General features: G+C 40.7%; 25 protein-coding genes and 5 tRNA genes. 24 read left to right on the forward strand and 6 right to left on the reverse strand.

What is annotated here, in order from left to right; translation table 11 throughout:
- Positions 1–1638, forward strand: coding sequence for an amidohydrolase (locus H148_RS0115990; RefSeq protein ID WP_029035695.1), 1638 nt, complete (start codon positions 1–3; stop codon positions 1636–1638).
- 174 nt (positions 1639–1812) lie between these two features.
- Here the strand turns inward: H148_RS0115990 and H148_RS0115995 are convergent, their stop codons facing one another.
- Positions 1813–2577 (reverse strand): hypothetical protein, encoded by a 765-nt coding sequence (locus tag H148_RS0115995; RefSeq protein ID WP_029035696.1) that lies wholly within the window; start codon positions 2575–2577, stop codon positions 1813–1815.
- Complete coding sequence (locus H148_RS0116000) at positions 2570–3310, reverse strand: class I SAM-dependent methyltransferase (RefSeq protein ID WP_029035697.1); 741 nt, start codon at positions 3308–3310, stop codon at positions 2570–2572. The genes H148_RS0115995 and H148_RS0116000 overlap by 8 nt, the downstream gene beginning before the upstream one ends.
- A 26-nt stretch (positions 3311–3336) precedes the next feature.
- Here H148_RS0116000 and H148_RS0116005 point away from each other — a divergent pair, with 26 nt between their 5' ends.
- Positions 3337–3831 carry a YkgJ family cysteine cluster protein gene (locus tag H148_RS0116005; RefSeq protein WP_029035698.1) on the forward strand — a complete coding sequence of 165 codons (495 nt, stop codon included), beginning with the start codon at positions 3337–3339 and terminating at the stop codon, positions 3829–3831.
- Positions 3832–3918: 87 nt separating this feature from the next.
- On the opposite strand, the gene H148_RS0116010 is transcribed toward H148_RS0116005, so the two are convergent.
- On the reverse strand, positions 3919–5151 hold the full coding sequence (locus tag H148_RS0116010; protein ID WP_029035699.1) for an exo-beta-N-acetylmuramidase NamZ family protein: 1233 nt from the start codon (positions 5149–5151) through the stop codon (positions 3919–3921).
- Between the two features lie 8 nt (positions 5152–5159).
- Between H148_RS0116010 and H148_RS0116015 the strand changes: the two genes are divergently transcribed.
- Entirely contained in the window at positions 5160–6395 is a 1236-nt protein-coding gene (locus tag H148_RS0116015) for an ABC transporter permease (RefSeq protein WP_029035700.1), read from the forward strand.
- A 93-nt stretch (positions 6396–6488) separates the two neighbouring features.
- On the forward strand, positions 6489–7469 hold the full coding sequence (locus H148_RS0116025) for a PLP-dependent cysteine synthase family protein (protein ID WP_029035701.1): 981 nt from the start codon (positions 6489–6491) through the stop codon (positions 7467–7469).
- A 75-nt stretch (positions 7470–7544) separates the two neighbouring features.
- Here H148_RS0116025 and H148_RS18430 read toward each other — a convergent pair whose 3' ends face one another.
- From H148_RS18430 to H148_RS0116040, 3 genes are all read right to left on the reverse strand, one after another.
- Positions 7545–7835 carry a hypothetical protein gene (locus tag H148_RS18430; RefSeq protein WP_156877281.1) on the reverse strand — a complete coding sequence of 97 codons (291 nt, stop codon included), beginning with the start codon at positions 7833–7835 and terminating at the stop codon, positions 7545–7547.
- 74 nt (positions 7836–7909) lie between these two features.
- Entirely contained in the window at positions 7910–8089 is a 180-nt protein-coding gene (locus tag H148_RS0116035; protein ID WP_029035703.1) for a hypothetical protein, read from the reverse strand.
- An 82-nt stretch (positions 8090–8171) separates the two neighbouring features.
- Positions 8172–8735 carry a hypothetical protein gene (locus tag H148_RS0116040; protein ID WP_029035704.1) on the reverse strand — a complete coding sequence of 188 codons (564 nt, stop codon included), beginning with the start codon at positions 8733–8735 and terminating at the stop codon, positions 8172–8174.
- An 85-nt stretch (positions 8736–8820) separates the two neighbouring features.
- Here H148_RS0116040 and H148_RS0116045 point away from each other — a divergent pair, with 85 nt between their 5' ends.
- The 20 genes from H148_RS0116045 to rplJ all read left to right on the forward strand — a co-directional run bounded on the left by H148_RS0116045 (position 8821) and on the right by rplJ (position 22522).
- Entirely contained in the window at positions 8821–9519 is a 699-nt protein-coding gene (locus tag H148_RS0116045; RefSeq protein ID WP_037325512.1) for an SGNH/GDSL hydrolase family protein, read from the forward strand.
- A gap of 78 nt (positions 9520–9597) precedes the next feature.
- Complete coding sequence (locus tag H148_RS0116050) at positions 9598–10887, forward strand: DUF2851 family protein (RefSeq protein WP_029035706.1); 1290 nt, start codon at positions 9598–9600, stop codon at positions 10885–10887.
- Positions 10888–10899: 12 nt separating this feature from the next.
- Positions 10900–11130 carry a PspC family transcriptional regulator gene (locus tag H148_RS18920; protein ID WP_029035707.1) on the forward strand — a complete coding sequence of 77 codons (231 nt, stop codon included), beginning with the start codon at positions 10900–10902 and terminating at the stop codon, positions 11128–11130.
- A gap of 133 nt (positions 11131–11263) precedes the next feature.
- Positions 11264–13351, forward strand: coding sequence for an amino acid carrier protein (locus H148_RS0116060; protein ID WP_029035708.1), 2088 nt, complete (start codon positions 11264–11266; stop codon positions 13349–13351).
- Between the two features lie 15 nt (positions 13352–13366).
- Positions 13367–14245: a ComEA family DNA-binding protein gene (locus tag H148_RS0116065; protein ID WP_029035709.1), complete on the forward strand. Its 879-nt coding sequence runs from the start codon at positions 13367–13369 to the stop codon at positions 14243–14245.
- A 56-nt stretch (positions 14246–14301) separates the two neighbouring features.
- Complete coding sequence (locus H148_RS0116070) at positions 14302–15471, forward strand: acyl-CoA dehydrogenase family protein (protein WP_029035710.1); 1170 nt, start codon at positions 14302–14304, stop codon at positions 15469–15471.
- 290 nt (positions 15472–15761) lie between these two features.
- Entirely contained in the window at positions 15762–15956 is a 195-nt protein-coding gene (gene rpsU, locus H148_RS0116075) for a 30S ribosomal protein S21 (RefSeq protein ID WP_029035711.1), read from the forward strand.
- An 88-nt stretch (positions 15957–16044) separates the two neighbouring features.
- Complete coding sequence (locus H148_RS0116080) at positions 16045–16950, forward strand: tyrosine-type recombinase/integrase (protein ID WP_029035712.1); 906 nt, start codon at positions 16045–16047, stop codon at positions 16948–16950.
- A gap of 27 nt (positions 16951–16977) precedes the next feature.
- Positions 16978–17283 carry a ribosome hibernation-promoting factor, HPF/YfiA family gene (gene hpf, locus H148_RS0116085; RefSeq protein ID WP_029035713.1) on the forward strand — a complete coding sequence of 102 codons (306 nt, stop codon included), beginning with the start codon at positions 16978–16980 and terminating at the stop codon, positions 17281–17283.
- Between the two features lie 95 nt (positions 17284–17378).
- A tRNA-Thr gene (locus tag H148_RS0116090) sits at positions 17379–17452 on the forward strand.
- 263 nt (positions 17453–17715) lie between these two features.
- A tRNA-Tyr gene (locus H148_RS0116095) sits at positions 17716–17797 on the forward strand.
- 77 nt (positions 17798–17874) lie between these two features.
- Positions 17875–17947 (forward strand) — tRNA-Gly (locus tag H148_RS0116100).
- Between the two features lie 463 nt (positions 17948–18410).
- Positions 18411–18482: transfer RNA gene (locus tag H148_RS0116105), tRNA-Thr, on the forward strand.
- Between the two features lie 58 nt (positions 18483–18540).
- Positions 18541–19728, forward strand: coding sequence for an elongation factor Tu (gene tuf / locus H148_RS0116110; RefSeq protein WP_029035714.1), 1188 nt, complete (start codon positions 18541–18543; stop codon positions 19726–19728).
- Between the two features lie 58 nt (positions 19729–19786).
- Positions 19787–19859 (forward strand) — tRNA-Trp (locus H148_RS0116115).
- A 137-nt stretch (positions 19860–19996) separates the two neighbouring features.
- Complete coding sequence (secE, locus tag H148_RS0116125) at positions 19997–20194, forward strand: preprotein translocase subunit SecE (protein ID WP_029035715.1); 198 nt, start codon at positions 19997–19999, stop codon at positions 20192–20194.
- An 11-nt stretch (positions 20195–20205) separates the two neighbouring features.
- Positions 20206–20757, forward strand: coding sequence for a transcription termination/antitermination protein NusG (gene nusG, locus H148_RS0116130; RefSeq protein WP_029035716.1), 552 nt, complete (start codon positions 20206–20208; stop codon positions 20755–20757).
- 76 nt (positions 20758–20833) lie between these two features.
- Positions 20834–21271 (forward strand): 50S ribosomal protein L11, encoded by a 438-nt coding sequence (rplK, locus tag H148_RS0116135; protein WP_029035717.1) that lies wholly within the window; start codon positions 20834–20836, stop codon positions 21269–21271.
- Positions 21272–21289: 18 nt separating this feature from the next.
- On the forward strand, positions 21290–21988 hold the full coding sequence (rplA, locus tag H148_RS0116140) for a 50S ribosomal protein L1 (protein WP_029035718.1): 699 nt from the start codon (positions 21290–21292) through the stop codon (positions 21986–21988).
- A 12-nt stretch (positions 21989–22000) separates the two neighbouring features.
- Positions 22001–22522: a 50S ribosomal protein L10 gene (gene rplJ, locus H148_RS0116145; protein WP_029035719.1), complete on the forward strand. Its 522-nt coding sequence runs from the start codon at positions 22001–22003 to the stop codon at positions 22520–22522.
- Positions 22523–22530 lie beyond the last annotated feature (8 nt).

Genomic DNA, 22530 nt, shown 5'->3' on the forward strand with positions numbered 1-22530 from the left:
ATGAACAACAAAATACTTTATTACATCCTAAGCTTCGGAATTTTCTTTTCCTGTAATGATAACAATAAGGAAAAAGCCGATCTTCTTGTAATCAATGCCAATGTTTACACTGTTGATAACGAGTTTTCTACCGCGGAAGCTTTTGTAGTTAAAGACGGAAAATTTATTGCTGTAGGTACCACAGAGGAAATGCAGGATAAATTCGATGCTTCTGAAGTTCACGATGCCCTGGGAAAGACCATTCTACCGGGACTTATTGATGCACATGCCCATTTCTACAGAATGGGTTTGCAGCAAAGAAAGGTGGACCTGTTGGGAACCAGGAGCTTCGATGAGGTAGTAAGCCGAATTGTGGAATTTCAGAAGGAAAATAATGATGATTTTATTACCGGAAGAGGCTGGGATCAAAATGATTGGGAAGTAAAAGAATTTCCGGTAAAGGATACTCTGGATAAACTTTTTCCCGATACTCCTGTGGCTGTTACTCGCGTTGACGGCCATGCACTGTTAGTTAATCAGGCTGCTCTTGATCTGGCAGGAATTACGGTAACTACTTCTGCTGAAGGAGGAGAAATAGAAATAAAGGATGGAAAATTGACAGGGATCCTAATTGACAACCCGATGGACCTGGTCTTAAATGCCGTTCCGGAGCCCACCCGGGAGGAGCAGATTCAGGCCTTACTGGATGCTCAAGAGATTGTTTTCGAGTATGGTTTAACCACTATTAATGATGCAGGATTAGATCGTACTACAATAGAATTGATTGACAGTCTGCAACAGGCAGGAGAGCTTGATGTGCGTATTTATGCCATGATAAGTAACACTGAAGAGAACCTTGACTATTACCTTGGCAGAGAACCATTAAAGACTGATAAATTAAATGTACGTTCGGTTAAGTTTTATGGAGATGGGGCATTAGGTTCCCGTGGAGCTGCTCTAAAAGAGCCTTATGCCGACAGGCATGGACATTATGGAGCTTTGTTGTCTCCAATCAATGAATTTCGTGAAACTGCGGGAAGAATAGCAGCTTCAGATTATCAAATGAATACGCACGCTATTGGAGACTCAGCAAATGTACTGGTTTTGGAAACTTACGATTCCCTGCTGGGAGAAGGTGATGATCGTCGCTGGAAAGTAGAGCATTCTCAAGTAATAGGTCAGGAGGATTTTAAATATTTTAGCAGGAATATTATCCCTTCAGTGCAACCTACTCATGCTACCAGCGATATGTATTGGGCAGGAGATCGCCTGGGTGAAGAAAGGGTAAAAGGAGCTTATGCCTTTAAACAATTACTGGATGAGGCCGGGATAATTGCGTTGGGAACCGACTTTCCTATTGAAGAAGTCAATCCTTTTATGACCTTTTACGCTGCAGTAGCAAGAAAGGATCTTGAGAATTACCCTGAAGGCGGTTACATGCCAGAACAGGCGCTGTCAAGAGAAGAAACTATAAGGGGGATGACCATCTGGGCCGCTTACAGCAATTTTGAAGAAGAGGAAAAAGGATCGATCGAACCCGGAAAGTTTGCCGATTTTGTCATTTTAGACAGGGATATAATGAAGGTTTCCGAAGAACAATTGCCAGATATGAAAGCCACTGCTACTTATTTAGGAGGAAAAAAAGTGTTTGGAAATTAGAACTACGTATTTAGAAGTACAAAATAGTTTAAAGTTCAAATCTTGGCACTAAATTCCAATGTTTACAAAACCTTATGAAGAAGCTCTTCAAAGGGTTTTTTTATATGAACATAATTTCCAGGTAAATCTCAAACTTTGAAGTATAAATCCTGAATTAATAAATTTCGAAAGGGTTTATTTCCCTCCATTGGCCTTAAGGTCCAGCTTACATTTGTCATCAAAGTCGAGAACAGCTTGTCCATCTTCCAGGAAACTGAGGGGTGAGGAACTAAATTCGATTGCAGCAGCCATTAGGCAGCCCTCCACACTGCAGTGAGCCCTGTTTTTTTTTTCGGGATCTTCGTGTTCGCTTTGAGCGGGAGTTCCATTATTTACAAGTCCGAAAAGATGACCGAATTCATGATGCAGCGTAACAGTTTGTATTTCACTTTTGGAGACCGAGCCGGCCATTTCATCGATTTCGTTTTCAAAAATAACTAATGAAGTGTTCATATAAGCTTTCCCAAGTATCCTGTGTTTTTCTTCACTATCTTCACTTTTATCATCGGCGAAAAAAATAAAAGCAGCCAGTTTTTCATCTTTCGAAAAAACAGTTCTGTTTTTTTTCTCTACATTCTTAATTTCTTCTATGGAGTAAGTGCCAACTTCTGGACTGGCTATTGCTCTGGGTCTAATTGAGATACCGCCGGGTTTATTGGTATACCTGTTAAGAAAAGTGACGAGACTTTGTAGTGCTTCTTGTGCAGGTTCGTATCCTGTCACGTAAACTACCTCGAGTTCCAAAGAGGTGAAAACTTCATCGCTCAAAAAATCCCTGGCCGAAGCACCTAGTACAAGATCATTTCTATGGGCCGAAGCCTCGTTTTCCGGGGTGTCTGGAGTACAACCGGCTAGTAGGAGCAGCATAAGGGCCCATCCTAAAAAGTGCTTTTTACTCATCGTATTTTTTTAAGCTAAGCTTTGCCAGGTAATTATAATGCTTCCCTTCAAAGACTTTTTTGCACGTAAATTTATTCTTTGTTGCTGCTAAAGATAAGGATTCGAAGTCAAGATACAACCAGTCAAAACTTTGCGACCTTTCTTTCTTGTAACTCAGACTGTACACCAGCTCACCGTAGTAACCTTTTGATGAATCCACCCAGACTCCGCCATCTTCATCGGCGTCGAAAAGGTAAATAAGATCTGATGAATCTATAAGCACCTGCCCATCTTCCGCTAGTAAATTTTTTAATTGTTTAAAAAAGCGGTCCAGGAATTTCATTTTTCCGACGATTCCGGTGCCATTCATGAGCAGCAATATTGTGTCAAACTTTCCTTCTGAAAGTTCTTCAAAAGCAATATTTCTGGCATCTGAAATTCCCCGTTTTCGGCAAATGTCAATAGCTCCCGGCGAAGTATCAATGGCAGTGACTTCCAATTTTTGTTCCTCCTGGAGGTAAAGAGAATGACTTCCGGCACCACAACCAACATCTAGAACTTTTCCACGGCACAGTTGTAAAGCTTTCTGCTCCAGCTTCGGCATTTCTTTATAACTCCTGAAAAGGTAAGGCACCGGAATCGCATCATCATCAAAGTCGGGGGAGTGGACCACTATTTCCTCCTCGTCACCTGTTTCATAAAAAGCAGTTATAGCTTTGCCGAAGATATCGGGATTGTTTTTTGATTTGTTCACGTGTTGGTTCTGTTTATCTTTGCGGCATGCAGGATGAATTGAATGGGCTTCCGCAAAGGGCCAAAGATAAACATAAGGAAAATAAAAAGTTTTTCTCACAGCTTAAAAAGAAGCCGCCAAAGCATCTGGACCTGCAAATGCGGGAGCTGCATGATGAGGAATTCCGTCGCACCGATTGTCTTAGCTGCGCAAACTGCTGCAAAACTACCGGACCGCTTTTCACGAACAAGGACATTGAACGAATTTCAAAGCACCTGCGTTTAAAACCGCAACAATTCATTGACCAATATCTTAAAATCGATGAAGATAATGATTATGTCCTGCAGGAAGTGCCCTGTGCTTTTCTGGCACCAGATAATTACTGTCTAATTTATGACGTGCGGCCCAAGGCCTGCAGTGAATTTCCTCATACAAACCGTAAGGACTTCCATAAGATCTCTAATCTCACTATAAAAAATGTAGCCATTTGCCCTGCAGCGTATAATATTGTGGAGGAGATGAAACGCAGAGCGCTGAAGTAAAAGGTTGCAAGTTGCAGGCTGCACGATAGCACCAGATTATCTAAAAAAGTGCAATTCGGGCCCCGCCATACGCTGCAGACACATTGCTTAGTAAATTAAATATTTCCTTCGGATTTCCTCAAACCCCTCCAAATCTTTCTTCCACGTCTCACGAATTTCCTCTGCACTTAAACCGGCTTCGATCTGTTCCCGTAATTTGGTAGTTCCGGCGAGATTGGTAAAAAAACTATTGAAGAAACCCCCTTTTTGAGAAGTACGATTGTAAGCTTCTATGAGCCATTCCAAATTGATGTAATCCAGGTGTGGCGTGTTTGAAAGATCTTTTCCATAGATGGTCTTTCCGAGATGCTTCGGAGATTTCGCTCCCTCACTAGATTGTGGAACATAGGAATAAGGATATTTCTCTTTTGGAAGGAAGGGAGACCCAAATACCTGAAATTGCTTTGACGTCCCGCGGCCTGCATTTACATTTGTACCTTCAAAAAAAGCCAGGCTGGGATATAAATTTATTGCCTTGGCATTGGGTAAGTTTGGAGAAGGCTTTACCGGAAGGACATAAGACATGTTATGATTATAATTTTCCATTTCAATTACCTGCAAAGGTGCCTTGATTCCTTTCTCCAGCCAATCCTCGCCATTGATCATCTTTGCATATTCTCCAATTGTCATTCCATGTACTACGGGAACGGAATGCATCCCGACAAAGCTTTTGTGTGCAGGTTCTAGAACAGGTCCGTCAATATAGTGTCCGTTTGGGTTGGGTCGATCAAAAACTATAACCTGAATGTCGTTTTCGGCAGCTGCTTCCATCACGTAATGCAGGGTAGAAATGTAGGTGTAGAAGCGTGCCCCTACATCCTGGAGATCAAAGAGGATTATATCGAGACCTTCAAGTTGGTTTTTAGTAGGTTTCTTGTTGTTTCCGTAGAGCGAGATCACAGGCAGGCCCGTGCGCGGGTCTTTTCCGTCCTCTACTGCCTCGCCGGCATCGGCCGTACCGCGAAATCCGTGTTCGGGAGCAAAGACTTTCCGCAGATCTACATCAAGGGCGAGGAGTGTGTCTACAAGGTGAACGTTCCCGGCTTCAGTGGGAATGATGCTCGTTTGATTCCCTACAAGCCCTACCTTTTTACCTTTCAAAATTGGCAAAAAATGTGCGGTTCTTTCGGCACCGAGTTTCAGGTCCTGCGAAACTTCAGTAGTAACTGTATCCTTTTGGGCCTCAGCAGGACCGGCAGAAGGCTTTCCCGAATTGTTTCCGCAGGCTGTAGCGGTAATAAATAGGAATAAAAATGTACTTTTGAAAAATCTAAAACTCATAGCTACTCTTGAATCTGGAATTCTTTATCGCCAAACGCCTAATAAGTGCGAAACAGCACAAAAGTAGCATATCGGCCCCTATAATAAAAATTGCAATCGTAGCTATTGCCATAGGGGTGATCATGATGCTGGTGGCTTTTGCCACAAGCCTTGGATTGCAGCAAAAGATAAGGGAAAAAATGTCGGCTTTTACGGGGCATGTCACGATTTCCAATTATGATAACAACAATTCCCAGGTGTCTTTGATGCCTATTTCGACCGATCAGGATTTTTATCCGGAATTCACCAGTGTGGAAGGGATAGAACACATACAGGCCACGGCTTATTTGGGCGGTGTGATTCGTACTGAAACCGATTTTGAAGGAATAATTGTCAAAGGCGTTGGGCCCGATTTTAACTGGGATTATTTCGATGAATTTTTGGTGGCCGGAGAAATGCCCAATGTTAGCGGAAGTCTTAATAACGAGGTTCTCATCTCTCATTACACTGCAAACCGGCTCGGGCTGGAGGTGGGAGACAAGGCGGTGACATACTTTCTACGGGATGAAAGCAGCAGGACTCCCTTAATAAGGGCTTTTGAGATTAAGGGAATTTACAATTCGGGCTTTCAAGAGTTTGATGAGCTGTACATGCTGGCCGATCTTAGGCATGTACAACGAATAAACCGCTGGGAAGAAGATGAAGTAGGAAATTTTGAGGTTTTTCTTGAAGATTTTGGCGAACTGGAAGAGAAAGGGCAGGAGATCTACGAAAATACCGGCTCTTTCCTGGATACGCGCACGATAAAGCAGCAGTATTATTCGCTTTTTGAATGGTTGTCGCTTTTTGATTTTAATGTTGCATTGATTATAGGAATTATGATCCTGGTGGCGGGGATCAACATGATCACGGCTTTACTGGTCCTTATCCTGGAACGCACCCAAATGATTGGAATTATGAAAGCCCTGGGCAGCAGCGACTGGAGCATAAGAAAGATCTTTCTTTATAATGCGGGATACTTGATCCTCCTTGGCCTGTTCTGGGGAAATCTAATAGGACTGGGACTGTTGTATGCCCAAAAGTATCTTAAGCTCATTCCGTTAAACCCTGAAACTTACTACGTTACCGAGGCGCCCGTCTACATTGGGTGGGAATATATTGTGGCAGTGAACTTGGGAACTCTTTTGTTGTGTATGCTCATGCTGCTCATCCCATCTTTCATCATCACAAGAATATCACCGGTGAAAGCAATGAAGTTCGATTAGGAATAGGTGCCAAAAATGCCAATTTTTGGCACCCCTTTTGAATCCTTTTTAAAGCTGCAATTTTTCTTACCTTTGCAGCCGAAAAACTGAGACATGGAATACGCTGAAAATATACTTGGTACCATTGGAAATACGCCTCTTGTTAAGATCAATAAGTTAACAGAAGGAATAGATGCGCTGGTGCTGGCAAAATACGAAACGTTTAATCCCGGAAATTCGGTAAAAGACCGCATGGCGGTGAAGATGATCGAAGATGCCGAAGCCGCGGGACTTTTAAAACCCGGAGGTACTATTATTGAAGGAACTTCAGGAAATACAGGAATGGGTCTAGCCCTTGCTGCTATTGTTAAAGGTTACCGAATGGTATGCGTAATGGCCGATAAACAGTCGAAGGAGAAAATTGACATTTTACGAGCCGTAGGCAGTGAAGTGGTGGTTTGCCCAACCAATGTGGCGCCTGATGATCCTCAGTCTTACTATTCTACTTCAAAAAGACTTTCTGAAGAAACGCCGAATTCCTGGTATGTGAATCAATATGACAACCTTTCCAATACCAAAGCACATTACGAGAGCACGGGACCCGAGATTTGGAAACAAACTGATGGAAAAGTAACCCACTTTGTAGTTGGTGTTGGCACCGGCGGTACAATTTCAGGTGTTGGAAAATATTTAAAGGAACAGAACCCAAACGTAAAAGTATGGGGAGTTGACACTTACGGTTCGGTGTTTAAGAAATATCACGAGACCGGAGAGTTTGATGAAAAAGAGATATATCCTTACGTGACTGAAGGAATTGGAGAAGATATTCTTCCGAAGAATGTCGATTTCGATATTATAGACGGCTTCACCAAGGTCACAGATAAAGATGCGGCGGTATACACTCAGAGACTTGCGAAGGAAGAAGGTTTTTTCCTTGGAAATAGTGCAGGCGCGGCTATGAAGGGATTACTTCAGTTAAAAGAGCATTTTAAAAAGGATGATGTGGTAGTGATCTTATTTCACGATCACGGCAGCCGTTATGTTGGCAAAATGTTCAACGATGAATGGATGCGGGAGAAAGGATATATTGAATAAGGTTTAGAAACTAGAGACTAGAGATTAGAACCGAGACCCGAACATTGAAAAGGCTGCTTAATTAAGCGGCTTTTTTTATTCCTGCTGTTGTACTTTTGGTGAAGGTTTTTGCTGAAACAAGTAAAAGATAAATGCTCCAATGAAGTAAAGTAGTACATCCACCACATCTGCAGTATATCTTTCAGTCACCTCCGGAAGATAAATCTCGAAATAAATTGAATATAAGGCAGCAAGCGAAAAGGCTGAAAAAAGGGAAATTCTCAGCTGTTCATTTTTACTGATCTTTCTTATTAGAAACAGGCAAATTCCCAAAACAACGGGTAAACATAGCAGATCATTTAACCAGGATGAAAAAAAATATGGCAACCTGAAGAATTTCAGCAGCAACAAATTCAGTAGAAACAAACTGAAGCATATCAAAGAAAAGGTGTAGGTCTTTTTCATACCAGGAACAGCGCGACAATGAAGGCAAGTGCACCACCAATGATCATCACCCCAAGCCAAACGTGAAAACCAACTTTTTTTAGTCCGGATACGAATTTATTCTTCTTTTTTACAGGAGGAATTTCACCGTTTATATCCAAATCTTTTTCTTCTGGCGTAGACTGTGTGGGCTGCATAACTGGCTGTTTTTTTATTAAGATATAGTTTTTAGTGTGAATTTTCTTTTTGCAGCAACCGGTTTAACCGCGTGTTAAGAATTTATTCCTCCCAACCCCAGGGAGCTGCAGGCGTTTTAATTGGTTCCGTAAGGTCGAATTTCACCGTAAAAAACCGGTCTGTTCCTATGCGTCTGAGGTTATAGGTAAAGCCAGTATCGGTAAGTGTGATCCACCATACATTGGAAGCGGCTTCAGGTATGAGATTGGCTGTTTCCTGGTCGGCAGGAAATACCTGTAAGTGTGGCAGGCCATGATTGGAGGAAATACCGCCATACATTGTTACTTCATCACTGGTTCCGTCTTTGTGACGGTGGTCGTGTCTAAGTTCAATAGTGGCGTTTTTTTTGTTTAGGACCCATGTTCGGGAGCGATCTTCGCCCACAAAAAATGGAATCTTTATAATATTTTCTTCACAGGATCTAAGGTGCATTACAAGTTTTTTACCTCGAAAATCATCATTTTCAGGTGCTTCTATCACTTCTCCTGCAAAGGCTTTTCCACAATGTTGTTCGAGTTTATTCCAGAATTGATCCAAAGGATCAATCTCCTGGCCTGAAAAATTTAAACTTATAAAAAAGGTGAGAAAAGAAAAGATGAATTTCATTCTTAAGGTTTTTTGTAAATATAAGGAGGAAGAATTACCGAGCTGCTGCAGAAAAATTTATTTTAGCTGTTTAAAAATGGTAACAATGAAAAAAATTTTTCTGTTTTGTTCAATGTTGGTGCTCCTTATGGGGTGTAAGGAAAATGGTTCTGAAAACATTACCGTCGTGGAAGAAGATGCTTTAAGGTACCTCGCCCTGGGAGATTCTTATACCATTGGGGAAAGTGTAAATCCAGAGATGAGATGGCCTGTTAAATTAGCAGCGAAATTAAGAGCCGATGGGTTTGAAATTGAGGAGCCAAGAATTATAGCTACTACAGGATGGACCACTCAGGATCTGCTTCGTGCTATGGACGCTCAACTCAATAATGAAGAATTTGATCTGGTTTCTGTGTCTATAGGAGTGAATAATCAATACCAGGGAAAGTCAATAGATGCCTACCGCGAGGATCTTTACACAATCTTTGAAAGAGCAATTTTGCATTCGGAAAGGGGGGCAGAAGGAGTTTTTGCCGTTAGTATTCCCGATTATGGAGTAACTCCTTTTGGTGCCGCAAGGGCAGAAGAAATAGGCCAGGAAATAGATGAATTTAACGAGGTTTTTCAAGAAGTAGCTAAAGAATTTAATGTGAACTTCTTCAATATTACACCAATTTCCCGAAAAGCAGCCGATCAACCTGAATTGATAGCAGAAGATAACTTACATCCAAGTGGAGAGATGTACCGCCAATGGGTAAATCTTTTCTATGAAGAGGTAAAGCAAATGCTGCCTGTTAAAAATTAACACTATTTGTAAGGCTTCTCCTACATCTAATTTCTCTGTGTTTCAAGGTGGTATGGAAATATTCCATATTTTTATTTGATGCGGGAAGATTATTTACATTACTTATGGCAGTTTCAGAAATTCGATCTTCAGAACATGAAAACTGTGGATGGACAACAGGTAGCTGTAATTTCTCCGGGTCTTCATAATGAACTTTCCGGACCCGATTTTTTTAATTCGCGTTTACTCATAGGTGATCAGGAATGGGCAGGTAATGTTGAGATTCATATTCGTTCTTCAGATTGGTACATGCATGGACATGAAACTGATGCAGCCTACGATAATGTAGTCCTTCATGTAGTTTGGGTGCATGACGTGGAAATTTTCCGAAAAGATAATTCCCCGCTGCCGGTTATGGAGATTCAGGAGCTTGTTTCTCCCGAGAGTCTCAAAAGTTATAAAAATCTTTGTACCGAAGGCTCAACCAGATGGATAAACTGTGAACAGGAGTGGCCTGATATCGAGCATTTTTTAATCAATAACTGGCTGGAGCGGCTGTATGTGGAAAGACTGGAAAAAAGATCTTATTTTATTTCGAGTCTGCTCTTGAACACTGCAGGCGATTGGGAAGCAGTACTTTTCCAGATGCTGGCCAAAAACTTTGGACTTAATATTAATGGGGAGGCTTTTTTAAGTATAGCAGGTTCCATACCATTTTCGGTGGTAAGAAAAGCCAGAACTAATGCTTTTGAAATTGAGGCACTATTCCTGGGGCAGGCCGGTTTATTAAACGGCACCTGTGAGGATCCTTACTTTTCAAAGTTAAAAGAAGCTTACTCCTTTTTACAACACAAGTACAACCTGTCTGGAACAGGAGTTTTACCCGTAAAGTATTTTCGCTTAAGACCCGATAACTTTCCCGAACTTCGTTTAGCGCAGTTGGCAGCAATTTATCATAAATCTTCCTCCCTGTTTGCAGAACTTCAAAAATTTGAGGATCCCCAACAGGTCTATGAGGTGTTTAATGTGCAAATGAATGAATTCTGGAGCACACATTACACTTTCTCTCGTAGCCATGCATATAGAAAGAAAAAACTGAGCAGGAAATTTATTGATCTAATTATTATAAATACCGTAGTTCCGTTAAAATTCACATACCATAAAAGTCAGGGGAAGGATGCCTTTGAAAGAATTGCACCTTTAATTGAAGCAGTAGCTGCAGAAGAAAATGAGATTATAAAAAAGTTCCGTTCTCTAAGACCGTCAATCCCGGCAGGAGCATTACAGTCGCAGGCCTTGTTACAATTAAAAAAAGATTATTGCGAAAAAAAAGCTTGTCTTAATTGTGCAGTTGGATTACAGATCCTACAGCAACAATCTCAAATTTAATATCTTTGGAATATGTATCGATGGATTAATCAAATAAGAAACTTCTTCGAGAGACATGGTTTTTATGTATCATCTCGTTTTGCAGATAAATTGGGAATGAGGGCGAAAAATATTCGACTTTTTTTCATTTACTTATCCTTTGCGACTTTTGGGATAGGATTTGCTCTTTATCTCACTTTGGCTTTCCTCCTAAAATTCAAGGATTTAATCTATTCGAAACGCACGTCAGTATATGACCTTTAAAAGAGAATAATATTCCTGAAGTCTTATGGGTTAACGTTTTCTTTGCAATTTAACTTCATATAATTTGAAAACGTTAATATTTTTAGCATCTTGCTTCGCCGAAAATTCCAATTTATTATTCTAAAAATCTTATATGAGAAAGTCAATACTTTCATTATTATTTTCTGTTTTCTTTTTGACATCCTTTGCGCAGGAATTAGAGGTTGAGGCCCAGGTAGAGAATCCTTCTAATTTAATTAATGACGGTTTTGTACAATTAAATGTTCGTGGGGGAACTCCTCCCTACCAGTATAAATGGTCCAGCAGGGAAACTCCGTTGGATGCACCACGGGCAGGAGCGCTTGTTGAAGGTGTAGATTATACCGTGACAGTTACAGATGCTGCAAACAACAGCGTAACCAAGACATATAATGTACCGCCAGAAGCCATTACAGAACATTTTAACGGAACCTTTGCGCCAATAGTCGCTAGCATGGGCAGTGTGTTGTTTTGGGATCCATTTTCGGCTATTGGAATTTATGATCCGGTAGTTTATGCTGATATCAAAAGAGTAGCAGCACCAAACTGGGCAGCCAGGGCTGATGGTCGCCATGTTCTTAAACAATGGCTTGTTCCGGAAGGGGAGCGCGTGGAAGAAGGAGATGCAATTGCGTTGGTAATTAAGGATGATTTGGAAGAGACTACTGCTTATGCAAATGCTGCGGGTACTCTTGAATATCTTGTGGACGAAGGCGGAGTAATTTATAACTCAGAAAATGTTGAACATGTAATTGAACAAGGAGCACATTACCTGGCAGCAATAAGATATGACCAGCCGGTGCCTCTTTTACATCCCAATGGGGACTTGCAGCAAAAAGATATTCCATTTATCGTGATCTGGCTTGTTTTGGGTGCTTTATTCTTCACCATAAGAATGGGCTTCATTAACATTAGAGGTTTTAAGCATGCTCTTGATCTTGCAAAAGGAAAATATGACGATCCCAATGCCCCGGGGCAGGTAACACATTTTCAAGCTCTGGCAACAGCCGTATCTGGAACAGTTGGGTTGGGTAACATTGCAGGAGTTGCAGTAGCTATTTCATTGGGTGGTGCGGGAGCAACCCTGTGGATGATCGTTGCAGGACTTTTAGGAATGTCCTCCAAATTTGTAGAATGTACCCTTGGAGTAAAGTATCGCTTTATAAATTCTGAAGGTCGTGTGTTTGGTGGACCAATGAACTACCTTAGGTATGGCCTTGAAAAACGCAATATGGCAGGTTTTGGAAAGTTTCTTGCGGTTTTCTTTGCGATTCTGGCAATTGGAGCCTCCTTTGGAGGTGGAAATATGTTCCAGGCAAACCAGTCCTTTGTAATTCTTGCAGGGGAATTTCCTGCCCTCGTAGGGAACGGTTTTATTTTTGGGGTTGTAGTGGCAATTCTTGTGGGAGTGGTGATCATTGGAGGAATTAGCAGTATTGCTAAAGTAACCGGCAAGATCGTTCCTATTATGGCCGCGGTCTATATCCTGGGTGCCCTGGTGGTAATTGGATTTAATATTGAAAACATTGGTCCTGCATTTGCAGCGATCTGGGATGGTGCTTTTAGTCCCAGTGCATTAAAAGGAGGAGTAATTGGAGTATTGATCGTTGGTTTCCAAAGAGCAGCTTTCTCGAATGAAGCAGGAGTTGGATCTGCGGCTATCGCTCACTCGGCGGCCAAGACTAACAATCCACCGTCAGAAGGTTTTGTAGCGCTTCTTGAGCCATTCATTGATACCGTGGTAGTTTGTACGCTTACTGCTCTTGTACTCATATTTACCGGAATGCACGAAGTAGAAGGAGTAGGAGGGGTAGAACTCACCTCTACCGCCTTTGGAAGCGTGATATCCTGGTTCCCGTATGTGCTTGCGGCTGCAGTTTTCCTATTTGCTTTTTCCACTATGATCTCCTGGTCATACTACGGTATGCGAGCCTGGACTTACCTTTTTGGCAAGAGTAAAAATATGGAGCTTTTATATAAGGCACTTTTTCTTGTGTTTGTAGTAATTGGAGCTTCAGTAAGCCTGGGAGCCGTACTTGATTTCTCAGACATGATGATCTTAGCCATGTCTTTTCCCAATATTATTGGTCTTTACATCATGTCCGGGGAAGTAAGAAAGGACCTTCGGGAATATTCGAGAAAGTTAAAAGCCGGCGAACTTTTTCATAAGCCTCCAAAAGAACGGGTGAAAAAAGCTTCTTAAACTTAAAGCACCTGAATGAGTAACTGGAGATCCCATTTTGTTTTCAATAGAAGTCAGCAAAATGGGATCTTTGTTTTGGTGGTTGTTATTATCGTTCTTCAATTAGTGTATTTTTTCTACCCTTTTTCTTCGGAAGTTGAGAAAAATCCCGAAGAATTGAAGATGGTGCGGGAAATGCAGCAATCTGTTGATTCTCTGAAGCAGGTGGCTGCTGAAAAGAACTCCGAGGCCATAGCGCCTTTTAATCCTAATTTTATTTCAGATTTTAAAGGTTACATGTTAGGAATGTCTCCAGCGGAAATAGACAGTTTGCATGAATTCAGAAGTCGGGATTTATGGGTGAACTCTGCTGAAGAATTTCAGGAAGTGACAGGAGTTTCAGATTCTTTGCTGAACATCATCGCTCCTTTATTCAAGTTTCCCGATTTCCGCGGAAAAGCTTCTAAAGAAAATAAGATGTCAAAAAGAGCATTTTCGGAACCTCTTTCCAAGGCCGATCTCAATACAGCTACAGCCGAAGAATTGCAGCAGGTTAATGGGATTGGAGAAAAGCTTTCAGCAAGAATTGTTAATTATCGCAACAGCTTGGGAGGTTTTCGCGGTGAGGTGCAGCTTAAAGATGTATACGGTCTTACTCCCGAAGTGGTGGAGAGGGTGTTGCAAAGATTTGAGGTTCAAACAATGACGGTAGAAAAGCTGGACCTTAACGAGGTTAGTCTTATGCAGCTTACAGAGTTGCCATTTTTTAACTATGAACAGGCGCGGGCATTGATAAAATATCGCGAAGAGGTAGGAGAGATTAAAAGTATGGAGGAGCTTCAGCAGATTAAGAATTTTCCCTTCGAAAAGTTAGACAGAATTGCACTATATTTGACAATCGACAAGAAAAACTAAGTTTTTTTCATCCCCCATAAGTTTCAGGTAAAAAAATATATTCAGAAAATAACTTTATGAACAGCAGATATTTTACAGAAGAACATGAATTATTCCGTAAAAGTTTTCAGGAATTTCTTCAGAAAGAAGTGGTGCCACACATTGAAAAATGGGAAAAAACAGGTACTATAGAACGCTTTATTTGGGAGAAGTTTGGGGGAATGGGTTATTTCGGTTTAAACTATTCCGAAGAATATGGTGGCCTGGATCTGGACATTTTTTATACTGTTATTTTTCTTGAGGAATTGCAAAAGGTCAACAGCGGCGGATTTGCGGCAGCGATGTGGGCTCACGCTTATCTTGCTATGACGCATGTGGCAAAGGAAGGGAACGAAGCAATTAAAGAAAAGTATCTCACTGCGAGTATAAGCGGAGAAAAAATAGGATGCCTTTGTATCACTGAGCCTGCAGGAGGGAGTGATGTGGCCGGAATGAGAACTACGGCTGTTAAAAAAGGAGATAAATATGTGATCAATGGATCCAAGACATTTATCACCAACGGGATCTATTCAGATTATTTGGTAGTTGCGGCTAAGACGAATCCCGAGCTGAAAAGCAAGGGGATGAGTATTTTCATTATGGATCGTGACACGCCGGGAATTTCGGCTACCAAGCTGGATAAGCTGGGTTGGAGAGCATCAGATACAGGTGAAATTGCTTTCGATAATGTAGAAGTGCCTGCTTCTAATTTAATGGGAGAAGAGGGTAAAGGTTTTGCATACATAATGCAGCATTTCGCCTTTGAAAGGTTGATCATGGGTATTAACGCTCATGCCCGTGCAGAGTTTGCTCTTGAATACACCCTGCAGTACATGAAAGAGAGAGAGGCTTTTGGTAAGTCTATATCTAAATTCCAGGCTCTGCGGCATACCTATGCCGAAATGGCAAGTGAGGTGGAAATGGCAAAAGAATTCAACTATTCGATTGCCGAGAGAATGCATCGCGGAGTTTACGTTGTAAAGGAAGCAAGTATGTCAAAACTTCTTTCCACAAAAATAGCAGATGAGGTTATTTATAATTGCCTGCAATTCCTGGGAGGTTACGGTTATATGGAAGATTATCCATTAGCCCGACTCTCCCGAGACAGCCGTTTGGGCCCTATTGGAGGTGGTACTTCAGAAATCCTGAGAGAGATCATTGCGAAAATGTTAATTGACGGCAAGGAGTATAAACCGGCAGCAAAATAGTTTAAGGTTTTAAGTTCAAAGTTCACGGTAAACTCAATATTTGAAGTTCAAGGTTTAGGATTTCTTGGGGTTAAATTATTTCAGCTACTGAACATTACAATATTTAATTCATTGTCATTCCGACAGAGCAATTTCCTTCGGAAGAAGGAGGTGGCGACGAGGAATCTCTTGATGGTTACATCCTTTAAGCTTATGACCAAAAAATAATAAAATAAAATAATTGAATAATTGTGGGTTTGGAGATTTAAATTATCTTTGCACCTTAATTTTTAAAGAAAGGAGGTGACACTATGTTAATTATACCAGTTAAAGACGGAGAGAATATTGATAGAGCGCTGAAGCGTTTTAAGCGTAAGTTTGATCGTACAGGAACAATGCGTCAGTTGAGAGATCGTCAAGCATTTACAAAACCGTCAGTAGAACGTAGGGCTCAAATCCAAAAAGCTGCTTACATTCAGCATCTAAGAGATCAGGAAGAGATCTAAGATCAATTCCTAAGCCTGAGTTCTTAGGTATACAAATATAACTGTTGATAGATAAAGTTTAATAACTTTGTCTGTCAACAGTTTTTTTATGCCCCAAGATCAACACGAGCGCTTTTTTGAATACCTTGAGCTGGAAAAGAACAATTCTATCCACACCATTACTGCATATAAAGCGGATCTTCTGTCATTTTCTGACTTTATTGCTACCACCTATAAGCAGGAAGATCTAAAGGAGGTCAATTACTCCCAGGTTCGCAGCTGGATCGTACAGCTGGTGGAGGAGGGACTTTCCAGTAATAGTATTAACCGAAAGGTATCTTCTCTTAAAGCCTTTTATCGTTTTCTTCAAAAGACAAAACAGCTTGAGGTCTCTCCGTTGACTAAACACAGGGCTCTAAAAACATCCCGGAAGCTGCAGGTGCCATTTTCGGAAGCCGAGGTAAACCAGGCATTGCTGCGCATTTCCGCTGAAGGTTTTGAAGAGATACGGAATAAACTAATGGTCGAACTTTTTTATTCCACGGGAATAAGGCGTAGTGAACTCATAGGAATTAAGCTTCAGGATCTTGATTTGTCTTCGGGAATCCTAAAGGTGAAAGGAAAGGGTAGCAACGAGCGGTTTATTCCACTTTTGCCTTCAGTTGTAGGAACGGTGAGGGATTATCTTCCGGAAAGAGAAGGTGTTGAAAAAGGCATTTCTGAAGAGTATTTATTTTTGACAGCAGCAGGCGTTAAAATCTATGATTCCCTTGTTTACAGAACAATAAATAATTACTTTAGAGGTATCTCGAGTAAGCTAAAGAAGAGCCCGCATATCCTGCGACACTCCTTTGCCACTCACTTGTTGAACCAGGGTGCTCATTTAAATGCTGTAAAAGAACTTCTGGGGCATTCAAGTCTTGCTGCCACCCAGGTTTATACTCATAACAGTATGGCCGAGCTCAATAAGGTCTATAAAAATGCGCATCCGCGGAACAAGAAGAAGGGATCCTAGAATTTGTCTAATTAAAACTTTAATTTTATGAAAGTCAATGTGCAATCCGTGAACTTCCATGCCGATCAAAAACTGGTTAATTTCATTCAGCAAAAACTGGACAAACTGGAAAATCATTTCGACAATGTGATCTATGCCGATGTTTATCTCAAGGTGGAAAAGGCAAGTGATAAGGTGAATAAGATTTCTGAAATTCTTTTAAGCATTCCGGGTGATGAAGTAATTTGTAAAAAAAGGGGTAGAAAATTTGAAACAGGTGTGGATGAATGTGTTAATTCATTGGAGAGGCAGCTTCAAAAACGTAAACGTAAATTTAATGCGCAGGTAGCATAAAAATTTTTCTCAAATGTTTTGAGAACAGATTTAAATTTATACATTTGCAGTCCGTTAGAAATAGCGGACTTTTTTTGTGAAAAAAGTGGTATTAGGCCGATGTAGCTCAGCTGGCTAGAGCAGCTGATTTGTAATCAGCAGGTCGTGGGTTCGAGTCCCTCCATCGGCTCTGAAATATTGAAATGAAAACGCAAGGGTGTAGCCTAAGAAAACATGGTTTTGAAAGCTACAGAGGGACGAGAAGTTTATCCCGAGCGCAGTCGAGGGAAGTCCCTCCATCGGCTCAAAAAAATCAAATTTTATTTGATTTTTAAAGTTCTATGAATTTTGACAAAAAGCTTTGGTGCATAAATTAATTTTCTGTTAATTTGCGGCTTCAAAAAATAAGCCATTCCAAAGCGATGGTTCTCTGAAATATTGAAAGAATTAATTGGGGAGATACTCAAGCGGCCAACGAGGGCAGACTGTAAATCTGCTGTTTTTAACTTCGCAGGTTCGAATCCTGCTCTCCCCACAACAATTAAATTCCAAATAACAAATTCCAAATACCAAATTGGAGTTTGGTGCTTGAGGCTTGGAATTTGAAGATTTGCGGGAGTAGCTCAGTTGGTAGAGCGTCAGCCTTCCAAGCTGAATGTCGCCGGTTCGAACCCGGTCTCCCGCTCTAAAGTCTTTCTGAAAAAGGCGAATTTGATGAGAATCAAATTTTGTTGGAAGCAGAAAGCAGGGTGAGAAGCCTGTCCTGAGTGAGCTTGTAAAGCGAATCGAAGGGAACCCGGTCTCCCGCTCTAAAGTCTTTCTGAAGAAGACAAGTTTAATGAGAGTTGAATTTTGTTGGAAGCAGAAAGCAGGGTTAGAAGCCAAAAATTGGTTTTCTGCTCTAATTATTTGGTGAGTCTGGGATTTGTTTTAGAAGACAAATTTTATTGAATTGCCTGCATAGAGTCTTTTATAGGTTTAATTTTACAATTTGAACCCTATAAAAGCAAAGAGGAATCTGGTCTTCTTTTGTAATAGAGATTATCACGCTACAAGGCGTGTTTTCCTGTTAGATAAAGTTGCAGCTTGAGTCTTAAAACCTATAGTTGTCTCCCTAAGAAATAGCTTTGACGGAGGTGACTTTTTTTGCCGACGTAGCTCAGGGGTAGAGCGTTTCCTTGGTAAGGAAGAGGTCACGGGTTCAATTCCCGTCGTTGGCTCTGAGATTTGTATAAAATTGAACACTAATATATAACTAAGATTAAATAAGTATTAATTATGGCAAAGGAAACTTACGATCGGTCCAAGCCGCACCTAAACATAGGTACAATTGGACACGTAGATCACGGAAAAACAACTTTAACAGCAGCAATTACTAAGGTAATGGCTGATGCCGGTTATTCAGAAGCTAGATCTTTTGATCAGATTGATAACGCACCGGAAGAAAAAGAAAGAGGTATTACTATTAACTCTTCGCACGTTGAATATTCAACTGAGAAACGTCACTACGCTCACGTTGACTGTCCTGGTCACGCCGATTACGTAAAGAACATGGTTACTGGTGCTGCTCAAATGGACGGTGCTATTCTTGTGGTTGCGGCTACAGATGGTCCTATGCCACAAACTCGTGAGCACATCCTTCTTGGACGCCAGGTTGGTATTCCAAGAATCGTTGTATTCCTAAACAAAGTTGACCTTGTTGATGATGAGGAACTACTTGAGCTAGTTGAAATGGAAGTTAGAGATCTTCTTTCTTTCTATGAGTATGATGGAGATAACGGACCTGTAATTTCAGGATCTGCTCTTGGTGCTCTTAACGGAGATGACAAGTGGACTCAAACTGTTCTTGAATTGATGGAAGCTGTTGATAGCTGGATCGAATTACCAGAGCGTGATATCGATAAGCCATTTCTAATGCCTATCGAGGATGTATTCTCTATTACTGGTCGTGGTACTGTTGCTACCGGTCGTATTGAAACTGGTGTTGCTAACACTGGAGATCCTGTAGAAATCATTGGTATGGGAGCTGGAAAACTTACTTCTACTATTACGGGAGTTGAGATGTTCCGTAAGATCCTTGACAGAGGTGAAGCCGGTGATAACGTTGGTATCCTTCTAAGAGGTATTGAGAAGACTCAGATCTCTCGTGGTATGGTAATCACCAAGCCAGGATCTGTAACTCCACATGCTAAATTCAAAGCTGAGGTTTATATCCTTAAGAAAGAAGAAGGTGGACGTCACACTCCATTCCACAACAATTACCGTCCACAGTTTTACGTTCGTACAACCGACGTAACTGGAACAATTAACCTTCCTGAAGGTGTTGAAATGGTAATGCCAGGTGATAACCTTACAATTACTGTTGATCTTATCCAGCCAATTGCAATGAATGTTGGTCTACGTTTCGCTATCCGTGAAGGTGGTAGAACAGTAGGAGCTGGACAGGTTACTGAAATTCTAGACTAAGTATAGTTTAATATAAAAGTTGAGGTATTCACTTTGGTGAATACCTTGACTTATATTTACGGGTTTAGCTCAGTTGGTAGAGCACTGGTCTCCAAAACCAGGTGTCGGGAGTTCGAGTCTCTCAACCCGTGCATAAAGAGTGGTCGTTTTTAACCTCTTTTTCAAAACAATATTGATCAACTACATGGCCACCGAATTCTTTCCGAAGAAAGGGGTAGTAAAACGGGAGCCGGAGCTTAGTTTCAGATAAGCGAAAAAAATTAATACCATGGCAGGAATAGCAAATTACATTTCGGAGTCCTATAATGAATTGAAGAACCACGTTACCTGGCCAACATGGGCAGAAGCCCAAAGGTTGACCATAGTGGTAGCAGTCTTCTCAATAATCTTTGCATTATTAATATGGGGTGTAGATACTGTATTTAGCGGCGTGATAGAGCAATATTTTGAGTGGATTAAATCATAAATAATATTGCTATGGCAGAGGTGAAAGACAAAAAATGGTATGTAGTTCGTGCCGTAAGCGGACAGGAAAATAAAGTTAAAGAATATATTGAGCGGGAAATCGCTCATGAAGGTCTTGAGGATTTTATTGAAGAAGTCCTTGTTCCTACCGAAAAGGTCATTCAAATTAGAAATGGCAAAAAGGTAAATAAGGAGCGTGTTTACTTCCCTGGATATGTTATGATCTTAGCTAATATTGGTGGTGAGATCCCTCATATCATCAAGTCTATTAATGGTGTTATTGGATTTTTAGGAGAAACAAAAGGAGGAGATCCTGTGCCTTTGAGAAAATCCGAAGTTAACCGTATGCTAGGAAAAGTGGATGAACTTTCTGTCAAGGCAGATAATGTTGCAATTCCATTTACCATTGGAGAAACTATTAAAGTAATTGATGGTCCTTTTAATGGCTTTAACGGTACGGTTGAAAAGATCAATGAGGAGAAGCGTAAGCTTGAAGTGATGGTGAAGATCTTTGGAAGAAAGACACCGCTTGAGCTAAGTTATATGCAGGTAGAAAAAGTATAATAACTGTTACACTATATATTTTTGGATAGTTTTAGTATGCTTCCACTAACAAAACTATCATCTTAAAATTAATAAAATGGCAAAAGAAGTAAGTAAGGTTGTTAAGTTACAAGTTCGCGGAGGTGCTGCTAACCCATCACCACCAGTAGGACCAGCTTTAGGTGCTGCCGGAGTTAATATCATGGAGTTCTGTAAGCAATTTAACGGCAGGACTCAGGATAAGCAGGGAAAAGTTTTGCCTGTTCAAATTACGGTTTATAAAGATAAGTCTTTTGACTTTGTTATAAAGACTCCACCGGCTGCAGTTCAAATTTTGGAAGCTGCGAAATCTAAAAAAGGTTCTGGGGAACCAAACCGTAAAAAAGTAGCTAGTGTTTCTTGGGATCAGGTAAGAGCTATTGCTGAAGACAAAATGCAGGATCTAAATGCATTCACCATTGAGTCTGCAATGAAGATGGTAGCTGGAACAGCAAGATCTATGGGAGTTACTGTAAAAGGACAAGCACCTTTTTAATCCAAAAAGAAATTAAAAATGGCAAAATTGACTAAAAAGCAAAAGGAAGCAGAATCTAAAATTGAAAAAGGTAAAACTTATTCGGTTGCAGAAGCTTCAGCTTTAATAAAAGACATTACCAATGTAAACTTTGATCCTTCTGTGGATATCGCTGTTCGTTTGAACGTGGATCCGCGTAAGGCTAATCAAATGGTTCGTGGCGTTGTTACCTTACCACACGGTACGGGTAAAGACGTAAAGGTCTTGGCTCTTGTAACTCCAGATAAGGAAGCAGAAGCTAAAGAAGCCGGAGCAGATTACGTTGGTTTAGATGAGTACCTTGATAAGATCAAAGGTGGCTGGACAGATGTTGATGTGATCATCACTATGCCCAGTGTTATGGGTAAATTGGGACCATTGGGACGTGTTCTTGGACCAAGAGGTTTAATGCCTAACCCAAAGACCGGAACGGTAACTATGGATGTGGCAAAAGCTGTATCTGATGTTAAAGCCGGTAAAATTGACTTCAAAGTGGATAAGACAGGTATTGTTCACGCTGGTATTGGAAAAGCATCGTTTGAGGCTGATAAGATAGCAGGAAACGCAAGAGAATTATTAACTACCCTGGTAAAATTGAAACCTACGGCTGCTAAAGGTGTATACATAAAAAGTATTCACATGTCCAGCACGATGAGTCCTAGTGTAGAAATTGATACTAAAAGGTTCACTGAGCAATAATATTATTAGATTATGACAAGAGAAGAAAAATCAAGAGTAATTGAAGATTTAACTGCCCAGTTAGCTGATAATACAACTATTTACCTAGCAGATATTTCAGGCTTAAATGCTTTGAATACATCAAATTTACGTAGAGCTTGTTTTAAAGCTAACGTAAAACTTGCGGTAGTTAAGAACACCCTTTTAGCTAAGGCTATGGAGAGTTCAGATAAAGATTTTGGAGATCTTCCTTCGGTATTGAAGGGAAATACTTCCATCATGTTTTCTGAAACAGGAAATGGACCGGCTAAAGTAATTAAGGATTTCAGAAAAAAATCTGACCGCCCTTTGCTTAAAGGCGCGTTTATTGAAGAGGCTATCTTCATTGGAGATGATAAACTGGATACTCTGGTTAGCATCAAATCTAAAGAGGAAGTTATTGGAGATATCGTTGGATTGTTACAATCACCTGCCAAAAATGTTATTTCGGCACTTAAATCTGGTGGTGGTAAGATCGCAGGAATTCTTAAAACTCTTTCTGAAAAAGAAGGATAAACAAGTAC

Origin of the sequence: Salinimicrobium terrae DSM 17865 (assembly GCF_000424665.1) — a bacterium.
Lineage (GTDB): Bacteria > Bacteroidota > Bacteroidia > Flavobacteriales > Flavobacteriaceae > Salinimicrobium > Salinimicrobium terrae.